The 1,168-nt window shown below is 68.5% G+C and carries 2 protein-coding genes; one reads left to right on the plus strand and one right to left on the minus strand.

Annotated features, from left to right (window positions below; genetic code table 11):
• The coding region (locus ACFVUS_RS43990; RefSeq protein WP_387781539.1) for a DUF4307 domain-containing protein at positions 1 to 419 on the minus strand (419 nt) is incomplete at its 3' end.
• Between the two features lie 106 nt (positions 420 to 525).
• Here ACFVUS_RS43990 and mca point away from each other — a divergent pair.
• Positions 526 to 1,168, plus strand: a 643-nt coding sequence (gene mca, locus ACFVUS_RS43995) for a mycothiol conjugate amidase Mca (RefSeq protein WP_387781542.1), incomplete at its 3' end; no start/stop codon positions are given.

The following is a 1,168-nucleotide window of genomic DNA, read 5'->3' on the forward strand; positions in this document are numbered from 1 at the left end:
CTCGCGGTGGTGGTGGCGGTCGACGGCTGGCAGCCGACCAGGTCGATCATCGTGGCGCGGCCGGTGGTCTTCAGCGTGACCACCTCGTCGACCCGGCTCTCGCGCTGGCCGAACGTGTAGTCCGCGCGGCCCACCTCGGCGTGCTCCTTGTTCTGCGAGATCAGGGTGCAGACACCGGTGACCGAGGCCTCCTTGCGGACCTCCAGGTGCACCTTCACCTCGGAGTCCGAGACCACCTGGAACTTGATCACCTCGGCGCTGACGGCCTGGCCCGCCACGTAGTCCCAGCCGATCCAGCCGACCACGCCCAGCAGGCCCACGCCCAGCACCGAGCCGACGATCTTGAGCTTCCGGTCGGCGCGCTCGTCCGCCGACCGGCCGTAGCGGCCCTCGGGGAGGCCCTCGCGCACCGAGCTCATGATCGTTCCTTCCATGGAATTTTCCGCCCCCCGATTCGGTCAGTATAGGAACCGCCCACGCTGACGAATCACAGAGGATCCTGTCTTGACCGAGCAGCTTCGACTGATGGCCGTCCACGCCCACCCCGACGACGAGTCGAGCAAGGGCGCGGCCACCATGGCCAAGTACGTGTCCGAGGGGATGCCCGTGCTGGTGGTGACCTGCACCGGCGGCGAGCGCGGCTCGATCCTCAACCCCAAGCTCCAGGGCGACAAGTACATCGAGGAGAACATCCACGAGGTCCGCGCCAGGGAGATGGACGAGGCGCGCGAGATCCTCGGCATCGAGCAGGAGTGGCTCGGGTACGTCGACTCCGGCCTCCCCGAGGGCGACCCGCTGCCCCCGCTGCCCGACGGCTGCTTCGCCCTGGCGGACGTGGAGGAGGCCGCGGGCCGGCTGGTGAAGAAGATCCGCGCGTTCAAGCCGCAGGTCATCACCACGTACGACGAGAACGGCGGCTACCCGCACCCCGACCACATCATGACCCACAAGATCTCGATGGTGGCCTTCGACGGCGCCGCCGACACCGAGAAGTACCCGGAGGCCGAGTTCGGCCCGGCGTACCAGCCGCAGAAGCTGTACTACAACCAGGGCTTCAACAAGCCGCGCACCGACGCCCTGCACGAGGCGCTGCTCGCGCGCGGCCTGGAGTCCCCCTACGGCGAGTGGCTGGAGCGCTGGAAGGAGTTCGAGCGCACCGAGCGGAACC

Origin of the sequence: Nocardia sp. NPDC058058, assembly GCF_042885355.1 — a bacterium.
In the GTDB taxonomy this organism is placed as follows: Bacteria; Actinomycetota; Actinomycetes; order Mycobacteriales; family Mycobacteriaceae; genus Nocardia.